Annotated in this window: 15 protein-coding genes and 1 tRNA gene; 13 read left to right on the top strand and 3 right to left on the bottom strand. The window is 62.4% G+C overall.

Features of this window, described 5'->3' with window-relative positions:
- Window positions 1–144 precede the first annotated feature (144 nt).
- Window positions 145–2,187 (top strand): M13 family metallopeptidase, encoded by a 2,043-nt coding sequence (locus F8197_RS20010; RefSeq protein ID WP_152883633.1) that lies wholly within the window; start codon window positions 145–147, stop codon window positions 2,185–2,187.
- 119 nt (window positions 2,188–2,306) lie between these two features.
- Window positions 2,307–2,858, top strand: a complete 552-nt coding sequence (locus tag F8197_RS20005) for a hypothetical protein (protein WP_227012331.1) — start codon at window positions 2,307–2,309, stop codon at window positions 2,856–2,858.
- Between the two features lie 158 nt (window positions 2,859–3,016).
- On the opposite strand, the gene F8197_RS20000 is transcribed toward F8197_RS20005, so the two are convergent.
- The gene (locus F8197_RS20000; protein WP_152883311.1) at window positions 3,017–3,565 is read right to left on the bottom strand and encodes a cytochrome c5 family protein; all 549 of its coding nucleotides are present in this window, start codon (window positions 3,563–3,565) and stop codon (window positions 3,017–3,019) included.
- Window positions 3,566–3,759: 194 nt separating this feature from the next.
- Between F8197_RS20000 and F8197_RS19995 the strand changes: the two genes are divergently transcribed.
- The 8 genes from F8197_RS19995 (at window position 3,760) to F8197_RS19960 (ending at window position 11,023) form a co-directional block, all read left to right on the top strand.
- Window positions 3,760–3,835: transfer RNA gene (locus tag F8197_RS19995), tRNA-Arg, on the top strand.
- Window positions 3,836–4,193: 358 nt separating this feature from the next.
- The gene (locus F8197_RS19990; protein WP_152883310.1) at window positions 4,194–5,615 is read left to right on the top strand and encodes an ATP-binding protein; all 1,422 of its coding nucleotides are present in this window, start codon (window positions 4,194–4,196) and stop codon (window positions 5,613–5,615) included.
- A complete protein-coding gene (locus F8197_RS19985; protein WP_152883309.1) occupies window positions 5,612–6,292 on the top strand; it encodes a response regulator in 681 nt (226 codons plus the stop codon). Before F8197_RS19990 ends, F8197_RS19985 begins: the two co-directional genes overlap by 4 nt.
- Window positions 6,293–6,313: 21 nt before the next feature.
- On the top strand, window positions 6,314–7,042 hold the full coding sequence (locus tag F8197_RS19980; protein ID WP_019923947.1) for a gluconate 2-dehydrogenase subunit 3 family protein: 729 nt from the start codon (window positions 6,314–6,316) through the stop codon (window positions 7,040–7,042).
- 12 nt (window positions 7,043–7,054) lie between these two features.
- The gene (locus F8197_RS19975) at window positions 7,055–8,830 is read left to right on the top strand and encodes a GMC family oxidoreductase (RefSeq protein ID WP_152883308.1); all 1,776 of its coding nucleotides are present in this window, start codon (window positions 7,055–7,057) and stop codon (window positions 8,828–8,830) included.
- A 9-nt stretch (window positions 8,831–8,839) separates the two neighbouring features.
- Window positions 8,840–10,201 (top strand): cytochrome c, encoded by a 1,362-nt coding sequence (locus F8197_RS19970; RefSeq protein WP_152883307.1) that lies wholly within the window; start codon window positions 8,840–8,842, stop codon window positions 10,199–10,201.
- Window positions 10,202–10,335: 134 nt separating this feature from the next.
- Window positions 10,336–10,701 (top strand): type II toxin-antitoxin system RelE/ParE family toxin, encoded by a 366-nt coding sequence (locus F8197_RS19965; protein WP_152883306.1) that lies wholly within the window; start codon window positions 10,336–10,338, stop codon window positions 10,699–10,701.
- Window positions 10,694–11,023 (top strand): XRE family transcriptional regulator, encoded by a 330-nt coding sequence (locus F8197_RS19960; RefSeq protein WP_152883305.1) that lies wholly within the window; start codon window positions 10,694–10,696, stop codon window positions 11,021–11,023. Before F8197_RS19965 ends, F8197_RS19960 begins: the two co-directional genes overlap by 8 nt.
- On the opposite strand, the gene F8197_RS28630 is transcribed toward F8197_RS19960, so the two are convergent.
- Window positions 11,020–11,163 (bottom strand): hypothetical protein, encoded by a 144-nt coding sequence (locus tag F8197_RS28630; RefSeq protein ID WP_193333489.1) that lies wholly within the window; start codon window positions 11,161–11,163, stop codon window positions 11,020–11,022. The two genes, F8197_RS19960 and F8197_RS28630, sit on opposite strands and share 4 nt — an antisense overlap.
- 36 nt (window positions 11,164–11,199) lie before the next feature.
- Between F8197_RS28630 and F8197_RS29195 the strand changes: the two genes are divergently transcribed.
- The gene (locus F8197_RS29195) at window positions 11,200–11,469 is read left to right on the top strand and encodes a TauD/TfdA family dioxygenase (protein ID WP_373996939.1); all 270 of its coding nucleotides are present in this window, start codon (window positions 11,200–11,202) and stop codon (window positions 11,467–11,469) included.
- A 10-nt stretch (window positions 11,470–11,479) separates the two neighbouring features.
- Here the strand turns inward: F8197_RS29195 and F8197_RS19950 are convergent, their stop codons facing one another.
- Complete coding sequence (locus F8197_RS19950; protein WP_152883303.1) at window positions 11,480–11,779, bottom strand: hypothetical protein; 300 nt, start codon at window positions 11,777–11,779, stop codon at window positions 11,480–11,482.
- Window positions 11,780–12,102: 323 nt separating this feature from the next.
- On the opposite strand from F8197_RS19950, the gene F8197_RS19945 reads away from it, so the two are divergent.
- A complete protein-coding gene (locus F8197_RS19945; protein ID WP_152883302.1) occupies window positions 12,103–15,657 on the top strand; it encodes a response regulator in 3,555 nt (1,184 codons plus the stop codon).
- Complete coding sequence (locus F8197_RS19940; protein ID WP_019923940.1) at window positions 15,657–16,472, top strand: protein-glutamate O-methyltransferase CheR; 816 nt, start codon at window positions 15,657–15,659, stop codon at window positions 16,470–16,472. Before F8197_RS19945 ends, F8197_RS19940 begins: the two co-directional genes overlap by 1 nt.

The raw sequence follows: 16,472 nt of genomic DNA, 5'->3' as shown, positions 1-16,472 counted from the left end.
GCGGCGATGCCGTCTGTCGCAAACCGCTTGCGACCGTTGGTGTTTTTATATATAACTTCATGGCTGGCCAAGAGTACTTTCTTGGCCTTTTTGTATTCCTCATTCAAAGGATTTTTCGTGAAACGTCATCTCGTAAGTGCACTGATGCTGAGCCTGATCGCAGGCCTGGCAGGCGCTGCGGACAACACCACCAGTGTGACTCCTGCCAGCACCCAGCAAGCCAAAGCGCCGACCTCCGGCATCGCCGTCGAATACATCGATCCGGCCGTGCGCGTCCAGGACGACCTGTTTACCCACATGAACGGCAAGTGGCTCGCGACGACCGAGATTCCGGCCGACAAAGCCAGCTGGGGCAGCTTTGCCAAGCTGCGCGACGACATCCAGCCGCAACTGCGCACCATCATCGAAAACGCCGCCAACGCCAAGGACAAGGCGGCCGGCAGCGACACGCAACGCATTGGCGATTTCTACGCCAGCTTCATGGATGAAGCCAGGCTCGAGCAGCTGGGCGTGGCGCCGTTGAAAGGCGAGTTCGCCCGCATCGCCGCGCTGAAAGACAAGAAGCAATTGCCAGCGCTGATCGCGCACTTCAACAAGATCGGCGTGAGCACCCCGTACGGCTTCGCCATCCACCAGGACAACAAGGATTCGACCAAGTACGTGGCCGACCTGTACCAGGATGGCCTGGGCCTGCCGGACCGCGACTACTACCTGAAAGCGGACGACAAAAAGCTGGCCGACACCCTGGCCAAGTACGAACAGCACATGGCCAAGATGCTGACTCTGGCCGGCGACAACAACGGACCAGCAAGCGCACGCGCCGTGGTGGAATTCGAAAAACAACTGGCCAAGCTGCAATGGACCAAGGTTGAACTGCGCGATCCGATCAAGGCTTATAACAAGGTCGAAGTCGCCAAGCTGAACACGCTGGCGCCAGGTTACGACTGGAAAGCCTACCTGGCCGACGCCGGCATCGGCGGTAAGGTGAACTACGTGATCGTCAGCCAGCCGAGCTACCTCAAGGGCATGACCGCGCTGCTGAACAAGACCCCGGTCGAGACCCTGAAAGCGTACTTCCAGTGGCAGACCGTGCGCGCGTTCGCACCGTACCTGAACAAGTCGTTCGTCGATGAAAACTTCGCCTTCTACGGCACCGTGCTGAGCGGCGTGACCGAGCAGCGTCCACGCTGGAAACGCGGCGTTTCGGTCGCCGAGGGCGCGCTGGGCGAAGCAGTGGGCAAGCTGTACGTGGCCGAGCAATTCCCGGCCGACCGCAAGGCGCGCATGGAAGCGCTGGTCAACAACCTGCTGGCGTCGTACAAGACCAGCATCGACACCCTCGATTGGATGAGCCCGGTCACCAAGAAGCAGGCGCAAGCCAAGCTGGCCAAGTTCACCACCAAGATCGGCTACCCGAACAAGTGGCGCGACTATTCGGCGCTGACCGTGTCGAAAGACGACCTGGTGGGCAACGTGATCCGTTCGCACGAGTTCGACTACAACAAGGAAATCAACAAGCTGGGCAAGCCGATCGACCGCGACGAGTGGGGCATGACGCCGCAAACCGTGAACGCCTACTACAACCCGGAAATGAACGAGATCGTGTTCCCGGCCGCCATCCTGCAAGCGCCGTTCTTTGACGCGGCTGCCGACGACGCGGTCAACTACGGAGCCATCGGCGGCGTGATCGGCCACGAAATCAGCCACGGCTTCGACGACCAGGGCGCCCAGTACGACGGCGACGGCAACCTGCGCGACTGGTGGACCAAGGCCGACCACAAGAACTTCGCCACCAAGACCAAGATGCTGGTCGAGCAGTACAACCAGTTCAGCCCGCTGCCCGGCTACCATGTCAACGGCGAACTGACCCTGGGCGAAAACATCGCCGACAACAGCGGCATCGCGATTGCCTACAAGGCGTATAAATTGTCGCTGAACGGCAAGGAAGCCCCGGTGATCGACGGCCTGACCGGCGACCAGCGCTTCTACATGGGCTTTGCGCAAGTGTGGCGCATGAAGATGCGTGAAGCGGCGCAGATCCAGCAGATCAAGACCGATCCGCACTCGCCAGGCCAGTTCCGCGCCAACGGCCCGATGCGCAACCAGCCAGGCTTCTACGACGCCTTTGGCGTCAAACCGGGCGACAAGATGTACCTGGCGCCGAAAGACCGCGTGATCATGTGGTAAGCCGGTAGCAAGCGATGAACGAAGCGGCGTTGGCGACAACGCCGCTTTTTTTATGCGCGCCGATACGGTCCCGTGTAAACTACCGCATCGTCCCAACCCCGGAAGCCGAACCCATGCGTATGCGTGCCTTACTCCCCCTGACCGCCATGCTCGCCCTGAGCGCCTGCGGCGACTCCTACAAGCCGGTTGACGTCTACATGGCTGCCACGCCCGAGTGCAAGGACTGGCAGGAAGGCTCGCGCTTCGACCTGCCGCGCGGCATCAGCGTCGCGACCACGCCGCCGGTCACGCTCGAAGGCGGCGGCGCCGAGTTCACTTTCGTTTATTTCGTACCGCGCGGCCAGCGCGCCCGTTTCCTCTCGCGCGACTACAACGTCACGGCGCCGCGCGGCGCGGTGATCGCCAAGGCCGAGCTGGTGACTTTCTACCAGCGCGCCATCAACTCGCGCGCCGAGATCGTTGACGTCATTCCCAAGGTACCGGACATGCTGGTGGCCGGCGCCACCGCCGACGAAACCATCTGGCGCGTGCGCCTGCGCGTGAAAGACAAGCTGCCCGAACGCTTCGACGTGGTGCCGCCAGCGTTTGAAATCGCCCTGACCGAATACCCGATGCGCACGTTCACCTACCGCTACTTCCCCGAGCGCAAAGCCTACGGCCTCTGCCGCTAACTTCAACTTCGGGGTCGGTGCCGACATTCGGACACGAACTGAGCCTTGTCGCTGCTGGGCTTGTGTCTACATGTCGGCACTGACCCTGACGTGGGAGGTTGAAGCGGGGCGCAAAAAAACCGGTCGCGATGGACCGGTTTTTTTATGCGTTGGCAGGTTTATTTGGCAGGTTCGGCCGGGGTTTCTGCAGCCGGCGCCGGGGCGGCTGGCACTTCCGGCTCCTTGAACTTGGCGCCTGACTGGTTGGCCATGAAGACCACGGCGCGCGCGACTTCGACGTCGTCGAGGTCGGGATTGCCACCCTTGGCGGGCATGGCGCGCAAGCCTTCGATGGCGTGCTTGAGGACGGTGTCGTAGCCTTGCGCGATACGCGCCGACCAGCTGCCGGCATCGCCCACCTTGGGCGCGCCTGCCACGCCGGCGCCGTGGCAGGCCGCGCAGGTGGAGTTGTAGATGGCGTCGCCCGCTTGCAGCACCTTGGGCGCGTTCACATCCTTGAAGGTAAAGCCGGTGTCGGCCACCGGCGCGATGCGGGTGGCGATTTCCTCGGGCGCCTGGCTGTTGGAGCCGGCGCCGGTGAGCTTGTCCGTGGTGACATACTGGACCAGCAGGATGATGCCGATCACCGTGACCAGGAAGAAGCCGACCACGGCTCCCACCAGTTGTTTGGGCGTTTTAATGATGGATTCGTTGTGTGCGTCGCTCATGATGTCCTTGAAGTCTGTGCCGGGTTGCGTGCCGAATTACCGATCGAGCTGCCTTGCAAAACCTTTATCAAACGGCCGATTATAGGCTCAAAAATCGGCGCATGGAAACTTCAACATGGTTAAAACGACACGCGCCGATGGACGCGGACCAATAAAACCGGTATCCTACGGCACACCTTCAAGGTTCCCCCCGCGCGGCTGTAGCTCAGTGGATAGAGTATTGGCCTCCGAAGCCAAGGGTCGCTGGTTCGATTCCAGCCAGCCGCACCAGAAATTCCCTTTAAATCAATTGCTTATGTTGTGACGCCAGTTGTCTAGCGGCAGTCATGGCAGGGTTTTATCGTCCCACGGCGTCCTTCCTCCGCCGTTCGCTTTCTTCCTCCTGTCACGCCAAATCGTACCCACTCGCACGGATATCGGTTGCCCGTGGAGGTATATCGATGCTAATCGCGTGCTTTTATCCCCGCAGTTACCTAAAAATTTATTGTCCTTTTTGATGTCAATCAAAATAGCTTGAAATATCGCGTAGTAGAAGAACTGCCACACAATTGTGAAGTTTCTGTGAAGAATCATTAGCCTGCAACCGTGCACTCTTGTTGTGCACTGCTGCGCGTGGCTAAATGTACCGATGGTTAAAATCGGTATCACCGCTCGTCTGTTCCTGTCGCTGTTGATCGTCAGCCTGCTGACGGCAGTTGGCGTCGGCTTCGGCACGCGCTGGAGTTTCCAACGCGGTTTCCAGGGCTACCTGAACGAGGTCGAATCGCGGCGCATGGAGGCGATGGCGGAAGAGCTGGCGCAGGCGTACCAGGAACACGGCGGCAACTGGCAGTTCATGCGCGGCAACCGCGCCGCGTGGGAGCGCACCACCGGCGCCATCGGCCGCGAACGCGCCACCGCGCCGCGTACCAGCGTCAATGCCGATGCCGGCGGCAGCTCCATCTATTACGCGGTGCCGGACAAGGCGCCGCGCCGGCTCGGCCTGTTCGACATGGACGGCAACCACCTGGCCGGCAACCTGCAAACCGGGCCGTCGCTGCGCTACCAGCCGGTGCTGGTCGAGGGCAGGCCGGTCGCCACCCTGGTCGGCGCGCCGCTGCGCGGCTTGCAGGAAGAGGCGGAGCAGGGCTTTTTGCTGCAGCAGCAGCGCGACAGCGTGCTGATCGGGATTGCCACGCTGGTGCTGGCGGCGTTAGCCGCCTTGCTGCTGGCGCGCAGCTTTGTGGCGCCCACGCGGCGCCTGATCCATGCCGCCGCCAAGGTGGCGGCCGGCGATTACGCGGTGCGGGTACCGCGCGGCCAGCGCGACGAGCTCGGTACGCTGGCGCACAACTTCAACATCATGGCTGCCACCCTCGAGAGCAACGAGGCGCTGCGCCGCCACTTCATGGCCGACCTGTCGCACGAGCTGCGCACGCCCTTGTCCGTGTTGCAGGCCCAGCTGGAAGCGATGGAAGACGGCCTGGAACCGACCGACGCCACCAGCCTGGCGCTGCTGCAAGACGAGGTGGCCACGCTCACCCGGCTGGTGGAAGACATGCGCCAGATCACGCTCTCCGAAGTGGGTGCCTTCGGCTACCAGCGCGAGCCGCTCGACCTCGGCGCCCTGTTGGAGAGTGAGCTGAACAAGTGGCGCGAGCCGCTGGCGCACGCCGGCATGACCGTCCAGGCAGGGATGCTGCCGCACCTGACCGTGGAGGGTGACACGATCCGCCTGCGCCAACTGCTGCGCAACCTGTTCAATAACGCGCTGCGCCATGCCGAGGGAGCTACCGAACTGCGCGTCGCGTTGCACGTCCATCGCCAGCAAGCGGTGCTTACCATCACCGACAACGGCCACGGCGTCTCCGAGGCCGCGCTGACCATGCTGTTCGAGCGTTTCTGGCGCGGCGACAGCGCCCGTACCCGCGCCACCGGCGGCAGCGGCCTGGGGCTGTCGATCTGCCGCAGCATCGTCAGTGCCCACGGCGGCGACATCGGCGCCAGCCATGCCGCACCGACCGGCCTGTGCATCACCATCACGCTGCCGTTGGCAGAGCAAGCATCATGAGCGCCCAGCACATCCTGGTGGTCGAAGACGAGTTGCGCCTGGCGCGGCTGCTGGTCAGCTATTTGCAGGCGGCCGGCTATCGCGTGACGGCCCGGCACGACGGCCTGGCGGTGCAAGCCACGGTGGCCGCTGGCGACGTCGATTTGATCCTGCTCGACTGGATGTTGCCCGGCATCGACGGCCTGACCCTGTGCCGCGCGCTGCGCGCGTCCAGCGACATTCCCATCATCATGATGACCGCGCGCGCGCAGGAGGAGGACCGTCTCGACGGCCTCGACGGCGGCGCCGACGATTACATCTGCAAGCCTTTCAGTCCGCGCGAAGTGGTGGCCCGCGTGCGCGCGGTGCTGCGCCGCCGCCCGGCCGGCAGTCCCAAGCCAGGCTTGCAGATCGACGAGCAGGGCGTGCGCGCCTTTTTGCATGGTACCGAGCTGCCTCTGACGCCGGTGGAGTTCCGCCTGCTGAAAATGTTGCGCGACGCGCCCGGGCAAGCCTTGTCACGCGATGACTTGCGCGGCGGTGTGTACGAAGACCGGCGCATCGTGCATGACCGCACGATCGATACGCATGTCAAAAACCTGCGCCGCAAGCTGGAGGAGGCCGGCCTGGCTGAAGCGATTTCAGCCGTCTATGGGGTCGGTTATCGATGGGAAGCGCGCAGCGCGCGTGCATCCTGAAATTTCACAAGGAGAAAGCAAATGTCTGACGACAACCAGTCGCGGTCGCGGCGTAGTCTGATCAAGAGCATGGTGTTCATACCGATGGGTGTGGCCGGTGCTGCCGGCGCCGTACGCGCCCTGCAACCGGCCCACGCGGCCGACGCCATCGCGCCGGAAGGCAAACCGAACGACTACAAGCCGTCGTTCTTCAACGCCAACGAATGGCGCTTCCTCGGTGCGGCGGTCGATCGCCTGATTCCGCACGACGAACACGGCCCCGGCGGCATCGAATCGGGCGTGCTCGAATTTCTCGACCGCCACATGCAAACCCCGTACGCGGCCGGCGACATCTGGTACATGCAGGGCCCGTACCTGAAGGCCGCACCGGAGTTCGGCTACCAGGGCAAGCTGGCGCTGCGCGACATCCTGCGCGTGGGCATCAAGGCCTTTGATGGCTATGTCACCAGCCAGAACCCGGGCAAGGTATTTGCCGACCTCGACAAGAAGGCGCAGGAAGACCTGCTCAAAGCGGCCGAAAAGGGCGAGCTGAAGTGGGAAGACATGTCGTCGAAACTGTTCTTCTCCAACCTGCTCAATGAAACCCGCAACGGTTACTTTGCCGACCCCAAGCATGGCGGTAACAAGAACATGGGCGCCTGGAAAATGATCGGCTATCCCGGCATGCGCGCGGATTACCTCGACTGGGTCGAAGTCCGTGATAAGCCTTACCCAATTGGACCGGTGGATTTGGCTGGCCGTCGCGGATAAACAAGGAAGAATATGAGCATCGTAAAAAATAAAGTAGACGCCGTCATCGTCGGCGCCGGCTGGACCGGCGCCATCATGGCCAAGGAACTCACGGATGCGGGCTTGTCCGTCGTCATCCTCGAACGCGGCCCGGACCGCGACACGCAACCGGATTTCGCCTACCCGCGCGTGGTCGATGAGCTCGAAGGCTCGGTCCACCGCAAGTACCTGCAATCGCTGGCCAAGGAAACCGTTACTGCGCGCCACAGCGTGAACGACATCGCCGTGCCGTATCGCCAGATGGGTTCGTTCAAGCCCGGTACCGGCGTCGGTGGCGCCGGCTCGCACTGGTCGGGCGCGCACTTCCGCGCCTTGCCCGAAGATTTCAAAGTGCGCTCCAACCTCGAGCAGCGCTACGGCAAGAAATTCATCCCCGCCAATATGACGGTGCAGGATTTTCCGGTCACGTACGACGAACTGGAACCGCACTTCGAGCACTTCGAATACGTGTGCGGCACGTCCGGCAAGGCCGGCGTCATCAACGGCCAACTGAGCGAAGGCGGCAACCCGTTCGAAGGTTCGCGCAAAAAAGAATATCCGCTGGGCCCCAACCCCAACTACCTCGGTGCGGAATGGTTTTACAAGGCCGCCAAGGAAAAGGGCTACCACGCGTTTCCGATTCCCGCATCGAATGCCTCGGGCGTGTACACCAACCCGTATGGCTGCCAGATGGGTCCGTGCAACGCGTGCGGCTTCTGCTCCGATTACGGCTGCCTCAACTACTCGAAAGCCAGCCCCAACGCTTGCATCTTCCCGGTCCTGAAAGGCCGCAAGAATTTCGAGATGCGCACGCTGGCGCAGGTGCTGAAAGTGAACCTGACCGGCGACAAGAAAAAAGCCACCGGCGTCACGTACCTCGATGCCCAGGGCCGCGAGACCGAGCAACCGGCGGACCTGGTCCTGCTGTGTGCGTTCTCGCTGTTCAACGTCCACATGATGCTGGTCTCGGGCATCGGCAAGCCGTACGATCCGGCTACCAAAACCGGCACCGTCGGCCGCAACTATTCGTATCAAAACCTGAATCGCGTGGTGATGTTCTACGATAAAACCGTGCACGCCAACGGTTTTATCGGCATCGGCGGTGGCGGCGCCACGTTCGACGACTTGAACGGCAACCGCAACGACAGCGCCCAGACCGGTTACATCGGCGGCGGCATCATCTGGGCGCGCCAGCCCGGCGCCGGCCCCGTGCGCGGCATCCAGACCGAGCCTGGTGTACCGAACTGGGGCAGCGCCTGGAAGAAGGGCGTCAAGGATTCGTTCCTGCACTCGTTCTACTACGAGGTGCAGGGTTCGTGCATGTCGTACGACGATGCCTACCTCGATCTCGACCCGACTTACAAGGATGCGTTCGGTCGCCCGCTGCTGCGCATGACCTTCGACTGGCACGACAACGAAATCAAGGCGTCGCAATACCTGGTGGAAAAAGCCACCGACATGTGCAAGGTGCTGGGCCCGAAAGCGATGAAGGGCGACGCCAAGAAAGACGGCACGCACTACAACATCACCCAGTACCAATCGACCCATACCTGCGGCGGCGCCATCATGGGCAGCGATCCGAAGACCTCGGCGCTGAACCGCTATTTGCAGTCGTGGGACGTGTCGAACGTGTTTGCGCCGGGCGCCAACGCCTTCCCGCAAAACAACGGCTACAACCCGACCGGCATGGTCGGCGCGTTGACGTACTGGGCCGCCACGGCCATCCGCGAGCTGTATCTGAAAAACCCCGGCCCGCTGGTCCAGGCTTAAGGAGTGCGCATGAACACTGTGAAAAAATTATTGTTGACCGCCTTGGGCCTGGGCGTGATCGGCGTGGGCGGTGCATATTTGTACGCCAGCCAGGCGACCACGACCAAGGACATCGGTCCCGGCACCGTCAACCTGGCGGCGCCAAGCGCGCAACTGATCGAGCAGGGCAAGTACATCGCCACCGCCGGCGACTGTATCGCCTGCCACACGGCGCCGAATGGCAAGCAGTTTGCCGGCGGCCTGTCGATGGCGACGCCGATTGGCGCGCTGTACAGCACCAACATCACGCCCGACAAGGCGACCGGCATCGGTAACTACAGCCTCGACGATTTCGACCGCGCGGTGCGCCACGGCATCACGCCGCACGGTACTACGCTGTATCCGGCCATGCCGTATCCGTCGTACGCCAAGATCAGTGACGACGACCTGCGCGCGCTGTACGCGTACTTCATGCATGGCGTGGAACCGGTCTCGAACGCCAACCGGTCCAGCGAGATCAGCTGGCCGCTGTCGCTGAATTTCCCGCTGGCGATCTGGCGTAAGATGTATGCGCCGCCGGTTGAACCGCTGGTGCTCAACAAGTACGAGAGTGCGATGCTGGCGCGCGGCGCCTACCTGGTGCAGGGCCTCGGTCACTGCGGCGCCTGCCATACGCCGCGTGCATCGACCATGCAGGAGCTGGCGCAGGACGAGTCGAGCCCGGCCTACCTGTCCGGCGGTCCCGTGATCGACGGCTGGCTGGCGGTCAACCTGCGCGGCAATCCGGCTGGCGGTCTGGGGCGCTGGACCGAGCAGGACATCGTCGATACGCTGTCGAAAGCGCGCAACGATCACTCGGCCGTGGTGGGTACGCCTATGGCGGAAGTGGTGTCGCACAGCACCCAGCACATGACGAAAGAGGATTTGACGGCCATGGCCGCCTATCTGAAGTCGCTGTCGCCGGGCCTGGCCGAAAAAGCGACCTACAAGGAGAGCAATGCCACTGCGCTGGCCTTGAAATCCGGGCGTGAAGACGGTCGCGGCGCGCAGCTGTACCTCGACAACTGCGCCGCCTGCCACCGTACCGACGCCAAGTCCAACGGCAAGGTGTTCCCTGCGCTGGCCGGCAACCCGAGCGTGCTGTCCGACGATGCGACCTCGTTGATCCGCCTGATCCTCGAAGGCAGCAAGCTGCCATCGACCAAGGCGGCGCCATCGGACCTTGGCATGCCCGGCTTCGCCTGGCGCCTGTCGGACGAAGAGACGGCGCAACTGGTCACCTTCGTGCGCCAGAGCTGGGGTAACCAGGCGCCGGCAGTAAGTGCCGGCGAAGTAGCCAAGCTGCGCAAGCAGGTCAAGGCCGAAGCCGGAGGCGCTACCGCAGCGCACTAAACACTGGCGTAACCGGGCCTGCTGCCGTGGCGATCACGGCAGCGGGCTTTTTTACGTGCACCAGAAAATCCTTGAATTAGTCGAATCGGCGTATATTATTCCTTCAAAGGCATATGCTTTTGAAGGAATATTCTATGCGTTGGGACGTTGAATATACTGATGAGTTTGGTGATTGGTGGGGAACGCTCACTGCAGCGGAGCACGAGTCGATCGCTGCGGCAGTCGGCTTGCTTGAAACCGTGGGCCCGAACTTGCGCTTTCCGCACACAAGCGGTGTCAACGGATCGCGCCACCGGCACATGCGGGAATTGCGGATACAGCACCATGGACGTCCCTATCGCATCCTGTTCGCGTTCGACCCTCGGCGCAGCGCTATCCTCTTGATTGGAGGCGACAAAACTGGCAAAGATCGCTGGTACGAACAACATGTTCCGATTGCGGATGGGCTGTACGATATCCACCTGAAAACACTGAAAGATGAAGGACTGAGCGATGGCTAAGAAATTTTCCGAACTAATGGCTGCGACCATGTCGCCCGATGCTGTTCAGCGGGCGAAGAAAGCTACTCAGGAAATGCGTGATGCCATGCCGTTGAACGAATTGCGGCAAGCGCGTGGCTTGTCGCAAAAGGCGTTGGCAGTGATCCTCAAGGTGGAGCAGCCGGCAATCGCCAAAATGGAACGCCGCACCGATATGTATATTTCCACCCTGCGCTCACACATCGAGGCAATGGGCGGCGTGCTGGAAATTACTGCCCGGTTTCCGGAAGGCGCGGTGAAGATCAACAGTTTTGAAATGACGGATACTGCGCCGGAAAACTAACCGGCACCCGACAACGCCACCTGCAACAAGTCGATCAGCAGCCGGATCTTGGCCGCGCCGCGCCGGCTGGCCGGGTATACGGCGTAGATGCCGATGTCCATCTGGCCCGGGTTGGCTTCGTAACCGGGCAATACGGCCACCAGGGCGCAGTACTTCGCTGTTATTGACCGTGAGCGATCCCATCACTTCCACCTCGACTGTTTCCGCATCGCTGCGCAGATGCCAGGTGGGCCGTTACTGGCACTCGGACGGGTCGTTCCGCGACGACCCGACCCCGGTCAGCTTCTGGTACACGGTCGTGCAGCTACCGCCATCACTGGCTGCCCGGCGACGTGGTAGTGGCCGACAATTTACGGGTCGCCCACAAGGCCACGCCGCTGACGGCGGACAGCCGGCGCATCCTCAACCGCACCACGGTGCGGGCTGACGGGGTGATCTGGCAGTAGGGGCCGGCGCTTACCGCAGCACGGTACACATCAGCCAGATGTCGCCGTGCTCGCGCACGTCAGCCTGCAGGGTACCGAACTTGGTGTCGCGGCTGTAACCGGCGGCCCCTTTTTTGAGATTGGCCGCCTCGGCAACGTCTTCCAGGCGGGCCCCGGGCAGCACGGCGATATAGGTATCGACCTCGGCGCCGCTCGCGCTGACACGGGTCACGTCGAGGTTGAAAGGCCGTACCGGCTTGGGCAGTTGAAAACTGTCGGCAACGCCGTCGGCAGTCGGCTTGGCGCCAAAGCGCGCGAGCGACTTTTGCACACCGCCGGATTTTCCTGTGGGTAACTCGCAGCGCAGCGCTTGTTCGATAAGCACAGAGGGCGGAGCGGCATCGGCCCTCGCAGGGGCCGAAATACTGAACCATGTTATTGCCAGCAGCAGGGCTGGCAATGAGCTTGAGGAACGGGACATGTTAGCCTTGTGGAGTGGTTGTGATCGATCCATCACCAAACGTTATCACAAAGGCATCGAGACTTGCGCACGTCACGAGGTGACTATTTCTTGCGCGCACGATTGCCCAAGCAGGCGAACAACCTTGTAAATGCGATAAACTTCTCGCTTCACAAGATATCTTGGTCCGCATCATGCCCAATAAATCGTCGATGGACGACCAGTCATTCCGCCGCATCCTTGCCCGCAACATCACCTTGCCGCTGGCGTCCGGCGTCGTCAGCGCCGGCGTTTTCGTGATTTTGCTGATCTACCTGATCACGACCATGAACTGGGTTGAGCACAGCGAACGGGTGATCGGCAGCGCCAACGAGATCAGCAAGCAGATGGTGGACATGGAAACCGGCATGCGCGGCTACCTGTTGGCCGGCGACGAAGCGTTCCTGCAACCGTATGTGCTGTCCAAGCCCAAGGTCACTGCCAGCATCGACAACCTGCTCAAGCTGGTGGAAGACAATCCGGCCCAGGTCGATCGCCTGCGCAATATCCAGGCCCAGCACCTGGGCTGGGACAAGTACGCACAGGAAATGATCGCATTGCGGGCTGCCAACGGCGACGTGACCGGCCCGGTCAAGACCGCGCGCGGCAAAACCCAGTTCGACGAGATCCGCCGCCTGCTCGACGCCTTTATCAGCACCGAGGCGCGCATGCGCCAGGAGCGCAACGATACCGCCCGTACTGTCACCATCGTGGTGGCTGCCGTGTACCTGCTGCTCACATTGGGCGTGGGCGGCGCGCTGGCCTGGTTCGGCCGCCGTGAGCTGCTGGGCCTGTCCAGGGTGTATAACGACGTTCTCAAGCAACATACCGAACATGCGGACCTGCTGCAACAGCAGGCGTGGCTGCGCACCGGCCAGAGCGAACTGGCGCAACAGGGCATCGGCCAGATGGCGTTGCCGCAATTGTCGTCGGCACTGCTGCAGTTCCTGGCGCGCTACATGGACGTGGTGGTTGGCGCGCTGTACCTGCGCGCACCGGACGGCAGCTTCCACCGGGTGGCGTCGTACGGCTTCTCGTCCGAATGGGATGCGCGCGAGCAGAAAATGCATCCGTCCGAGACGCTGGTGGCGCAAGCCGCACTGGAGCGCCGCCTGATCCGCCTGGACCAGGTGCCTGCCGATTATATCCAGGTCAGCTCGGGCCTGGGTACCGGCCCGGCCGCCAGCGTCATGCTGGCGCCGCTCGATAATGACGGCGTGATCAACGGGGTGATCGAGGTCGGCCTGTTGCGCGCCATCACCACGCGCGACGTCGAATTCCTCAACTTGGTAAAAGGCAATATCGGCAACGCCATCGAGGCGAGCCATTCGCGCCAGCGCCTGCAGGAAGTGCTGGCCGAAACCCAGCAACTGAACGAAGAACTGCAAGTGCAGCAGGAAGAACTGCGCACCGCCAACGAGGAACTGGAAGAACAGTCGCGCGTGCTGGAAGAGTCGCAGGCCAGCCTGGAAAACCAGAAAGCCGAGCTGGAACAAACCAACGAACAGCTGGCCGAACAAGGCCAGGCGCTCGACCACAAGAACGCCGCGCTGACGCAGGCGCAACAGGACCTGGAAGACCGCGCTGCCGAACTCGAACGCGCCAGCCAGTATAAATCGCAGTTCCTGGCCAATATGTCGCACGAGCTGCGCACGCCGCTGAACAGCTCGCTGATCCTGGCCAAGCTGCTTTCGGAAAACTCGCTCGGCAACCTCAACGACGAGCAGGTACGTTTCGCCAACACCATCTATTCGGCCGGCAACGACCTGCTTAACCTGATCAACGACATCCTCGACATCTCCAAGGTGGAAGCGGGCAAGCTGGAACTGGTGCCCGAGCAGCTGTCGCTGCGCCACGTGGTCGAAGGCATGGCGATGGTGTTCGAGCCGCTGGCCCAGCAAAAGAAACTGGCATTCCAGGTGCAGGTGGCCGACGATGTGCCGCCGCACATGGTTTCCGACCGCCAGCGCTTGGAGCAGATCCTGAAAAACCTGCTGTCGAACGCGCTCAAGTTCACCAGCACCGGCCAGATCACGCTCAGCCTCGAGCGCGTGGGCGACGATGCGGTGGCGTTCTCGGTGCACGATACCGGCATCGGCATCCGCCCCGAAGACCAGCAGGGTATCTTCAATGCATTCCAGCAGGCCGACGGCACCACCAGCCGCAAGTACGGCGGCACCGGCCTGGGCCTGTCGATTTCGCGCGACCTGGCGCACTTGCTGGGCGGCAGCATCAGCCTGGCCTCCGAAGTGGGACAGGGCAGCTGCTTCACGCTGACCATGCCGCTCGCCTTTACCGCGCCCGAAGCCGGTCCCCGCCTGGGCAGCGCCAGCGCGCCGGCCGAGCTCGATGACACCGGCCGTACACATGCCCCGGTAACCCTGCCACCGGTCGCGCTACCGGCCGCCGCGCCGTGGAAGGCGATGGCGCCCAAGCCGGCTGCCGCGCCCACCGAACCGCCACCACCGCGCGTGCGCGCGTTTGCCGATGACCGCGACCTGCTGGCCGATCATGGCGTCAACCAGCGCACCGTGCTGGTAATCGAGGACGACCCCAATTTCGCCCGCATCCTGTACGACCTGGCCCATGAAAAGCAGTACCGCTGCCTGGTGGCGTTCCACGCCGACGAGGGCCTGGAACTGGCGCGCAAATACCGGCCGGATGCGGTATTGCTCGACATCCGCCTGCCCGACCGCTCCGGCCTGTCGGTGCTGCAATTGCTGAAAGACGACGCCACCACCCGCCACATCCCGGTGCACGTGGTGTCCGGCAGCGAGAACGGCGAAGCCGCGCTGCACCTGGGCGCCATCGGCTACGCCTTGAAACCGGCCACGCGCGACCAGTTGATGGACGTGTTCCGCCTGATCGAAACCAAGCTCACGCAAAAGATCAAGCGCGTGTTGCTGGTGGAAGACGATGACCGCCAGCGCGACAGCGTGGTGCAGCTGATTTCCGACGACGACGTGGAAATCGTGGCGGTCGGTACCGGCGAAGAAGCGCTGGCGCTGCTGCGCACCAACATCTACGATTGCATGATCATCGATTTGAAATTGCCCGACATGCAGGGCAACGAGCTGCTGCAAAAAATGGCGGCCGAACAGCTGGCGGCATTCCCGCCGGTGATCGTGTACACGGGCCGCAACCTGTCGCGCGCCGAAGAGGCGGACCTGCACAAGTATTCGCGCTCTATCATCATCAAGGGCGCCCGTTCGCCGGAACGCCTGCTCGATGAAGTGACGCTGTTCCTGCACAAGGTGGAAGCGGACCTGTCGTCCGAGCGCCAGACCATGCTGCGCACGGTGCGCTCGCGCGACCGCGTGTTCGAGGGCCGGCGCATCCTGCTGGTCGATGACGACGTGCGCAACATCTTCGCACTGACCAGCGCGCTCGAACAAAAAGGCGTGCTGGTGGAAGTGGGCCGCAATGGTTTCGAGGCAATCGAGAAAATGGACGCCAACCCGGACATCGACCTGGTGCTGATGGACGTGATGATGCCGGGCATGGACGGCCTGGAAGCAACCCGCCGCATCCGCGCCGACGCCCGCTTCGAACGCCTGCCGATCATCGCCATTACCGCCAAGGCCATGAAGGACGACCAGGAGCAATGCCTGGCCGCCGGCGCCAGCGACTACCTGGCCAAGCCGATCGATTTGTCGCGCCTGTACTCGCTGCTGCGCGTGTGGATGCCCAACGGTGAACGGGGCGCATAATGCACAGCGATACCGACATTGAAATCAAAGTGTTGATGGAAGCCATCTACATGAAGTACAGCTATGATTTCCGCGATTACACGGGCGCCTCGCAAAAGCGCCGCGTGCTGCATGCCATGCGCGACATGGAGTGCGAAACCATCTCGGCGCTGCAGGCGCGCATCATGCACGAGCCGGCCGCGTTCAGCCAGCTGCTGCAATATCTGACCATCCCGGTGACGTCGATGTTCCGTGACCCCAGCTACTGGCTGGCGCTGCGCGAACAGGTGATGCCGGTGCTGCGCACGTATCCGTCGCTGAAAATCTGGATCGCCGGCAGCAGTACCGGCGAAGAAGTGTATTCGATGGCGATCCTGCTCAAGGAAGAGGGCCTGCTGGAGCGCAGCATGATCTACGCCACCGACATCAACCCGCAGTCGCTGGAAAAAGCCCGCAAGGGTGTATTTCCGCTCGACGCCATGCGCGAATACACGGCCAACTACCAGGCTGCCGGCGGCACCCGCAGCTTTTCCGATTACTACACGGCTGCCTACAACGCCGCCCTGTTCGACGGCGCGCTGTGCGAAAACGTCACCTTTGCCGACCACAGCCTGGCCACCGACGCCGTGTTTGCCGAAACCCATTTGATCAGCTGCCGCAACGTGATGATCTACTTTAAAAAGAAACTGCAGGAGCGCGCGTTCGGCCTGTTCCACGAGTCGCTGTGCCATCGCGGCTTCCTGGGACTGGGCAGCAAGGAGAGCATCGACTTTTCCGCCTACGGACCCGCGTTCGAGCCGATCGTCAAACGCGAACGGCTGTTTCGCAAGCGCTAG

It is taken from the genome of Duganella sp. FT27W (assembly GCF_009295655.1).
GTDB lineage: Bacteria > Pseudomonadota > Gammaproteobacteria > Burkholderiales > Burkholderiaceae_D > Rugamonas > Rugamonas zoogloeoides.
The sequence above is the reverse complement of the archived record's forward strand: the minus strand, read 5'-3'. Positions and strand labels throughout refer to the sequence as shown.

Bases quoted from the DNA above. Each gene is read 5' to 3' on its own strand.
- F8197_RS20010 (WP_152883633.1), top strand. From the start codon at position 145: ATGCTGAGCCTGATCGCAGGCCTGGCAGGCGCTGCGGACAACACCACC.
- F8197_RS20005 (WP_227012331.1), top strand. From the start codon at position 2,307: ATGCGTGCCTTACTCCCCCTGACCGCCATGCTCGCCCTGAGCGCCTGC.
- F8197_RS20000 (WP_152883311.1), bottom strand. From the start codon at position 3,565: ATGAGCGACGCACACAACGAATCCATCATTAAAACGCCCAAACAACTG.
- F8197_RS19990 (WP_152883310.1), top strand. From the start codon at position 4,194: ATGGTTAAAATCGGTATCACCGCTCGTCTGTTCCTGTCGCTGTTGATC.
- F8197_RS19985 (WP_152883309.1), top strand. From the start codon at position 5,612: ATGAGCGCCCAGCACATCCTGGTGGTCGAAGACGAGTTGCGCCTGGCG.
- F8197_RS19980 (WP_019923947.1), top strand. From the start codon at position 6,314: ATGTCTGACGACAACCAGTCGCGGTCGCGGCGTAGTCTGATCAAGAGC.
- F8197_RS19975 (WP_152883308.1), top strand. From the start codon at position 7,055: ATGAGCATCGTAAAAAATAAAGTAGACGCCGTCATCGTCGGCGCCGGC.
- F8197_RS19970 (WP_152883307.1), top strand. From the start codon at position 8,840: ATGAACACTGTGAAAAAATTATTGTTGACCGCCTTGGGCCTGGGCGTG.
- F8197_RS19965 (WP_152883306.1), top strand. From the start codon at position 10,336: ATGCGTTGGGACGTTGAATATACTGATGAGTTTGGTGATTGGTGGGGA.
- F8197_RS19960 (WP_152883305.1), top strand. From the start codon at position 10,694: ATGGCTAAGAAATTTTCCGAACTAATGGCTGCGACCATGTCGCCCGAT.
- F8197_RS19945 (WP_152883302.1), top strand. From the start codon at position 12,103: ATGCCCAATAAATCGTCGATGGACGACCAGTCATTCCGCCGCATCCTT.
- F8197_RS19940 (WP_019923940.1), top strand. From the start codon at position 15,657: ATGCACAGCGATACCGACATTGAAATCAAAGTGTTGATGGAAGCCATC.